The following is a 1,415-nucleotide window of genomic DNA, read 5'->3' as shown; positions in this document are numbered from 1 at the left end:
CCTTCGAGAGGTACGGCGCCGATCGCGCCACGCCGGCGCGCACTCTGGCGCAGCAGCTCGGCAGTGCGGATGCGTTGTTCATTGCCGATGACGGCGATGCCGTCGTGTCGGTGGCGGACGCGATGACCGCGGCGGGCGCGAATTTGCGCAACATCCAGCTGCTTGGCACCGGCCTGTGGGACAGTCCGCGCGTCTATGCCAGCGCCGCCCTGCAAGGCGGTCTCTATGCCGCGCCGGACCCGGCCGGTTTTCGCGCATTCTCCGGCCGCTATCGCACCAAATACGGTGCGGAGCCGATACGCACCGCGACGCTCGCCTATGACGCGGTCGCCCTCGTCGCCGCGCTCGCGCGCACGCAGGGCACGACGCGCTTCTCGCCCGACGTGCTCACCAACTCCTCCGGCTTCGCCGGCATCGACGGCCTGTTCCGCTTCCGCGCCGATGGCACCAACGAACGTGGCCTCGCGGTGATGAAGGTGACGCAGGGCGGCGGCGTTGCTGTCGCGGGCTCGCCGAAGAGCTTTGGGGCGTAGCTCAGGGCGACGCTGCCGTAGGGTGGGCAAAGGCGCGGCAGCGCCGTGCCCACCGACTGTCTCGATAGCGAAAAATGCGTGGGCACGCTTCGCTTTGCCCACCCTACGGCAGCGCCTTACGCCGCGAGATCCGCGACCACCGCGTCCAGCACGGGGAATCCGCTGCTCGTCACGCGCAAGCGTCCCGTTGCATCCACTGTAATCGCGCCTTCTTCGCGCAGCAGGGTGATGCGTTTGGGATCGAGCGAACGGCCTGACAGCGCGGTGTAGCGCTCGGGGTCGATGCCCTCGGCGAGACGCAACCCCATCAGCAAAAATTCGTCGGCGCGCTCCTCGCTGTTGAGGAGGTCGTCGGTGACGACGCCATGGCCGTTGGTCTCGACCCGCAGCAGCCAGGCCTCGGGACGTTTCTCGGTGGCGGTGGCGTGGCGCACGCCATCGATGTCAAGCCGGCCGTGTGCGCCGGGACCTATCCCGGCATATTCCTCGCCGCGCCAATAGACCAGATTGTGCCGGCACTCGGCGCCGCGCCGTGCGTGATTGGAGATCTCGTAGGCGGGCAGCCCAAGCTTGTCGCAGGTTTCCTGCGTGACATCGTAGAGGGCGCGCGCGACGGCCTCGTCCGGTGTCTTCAATTTACCGGCCTGGTGCAGGCCGAAGAACGGCGTGCCTTCCTCGATCGTCAATTGATAGAGCGACAAATGCTCGGCCGCCTCATCGATCGCGAGACGCAGCTCATCGGCCCACATCGCCGGGGTCTGGTCCGGGCGGGCGTAGATCAGGTCGAACGAGTAACGGTCGAACGAGCGGCGTGCGATGGCGACGGCATCGAGCGCCTCGCGCGCGCTGTGCAACCGGCCCAGCGCCTTCAGCGAGGCATCG

At 67.8% G+C, this 1,415-nt stretch carries 2 protein-coding genes; one reads left to right on the top strand and one right to left on the bottom strand.

What is annotated here, in order from left to right; translation table 11 throughout:
- Positions 1-533, top strand: a 533-nt coding sequence (locus MOV75_RS38040; protein WP_247007982.1) for an ABC transporter substrate-binding protein, incomplete at its 5' end; no start/stop codon positions are given.
- A 116-nt stretch (positions 534-649) separates the two neighbouring features.
- Here the strand turns inward: MOV75_RS38040 and MOV75_RS38035 are convergent.
- On the bottom strand, positions 650-1,415 hold a 766-nt coding region (locus tag MOV75_RS38035; protein WP_309487009.1), incomplete at its 5' end, for a coproporphyrinogen-III oxidase family protein.

Origin of the sequence: Bradyrhizobium sp. PRIMUS42 (genome assembly GCF_023006515.1) — a bacterium.
In the GTDB taxonomy this organism is placed as follows: Bacteria; Pseudomonadota; Alphaproteobacteria; order Rhizobiales; family Xanthobacteraceae; genus Bradyrhizobium.
This window is presented reverse-complemented; position numbering and strand designations above follow the sequence as displayed.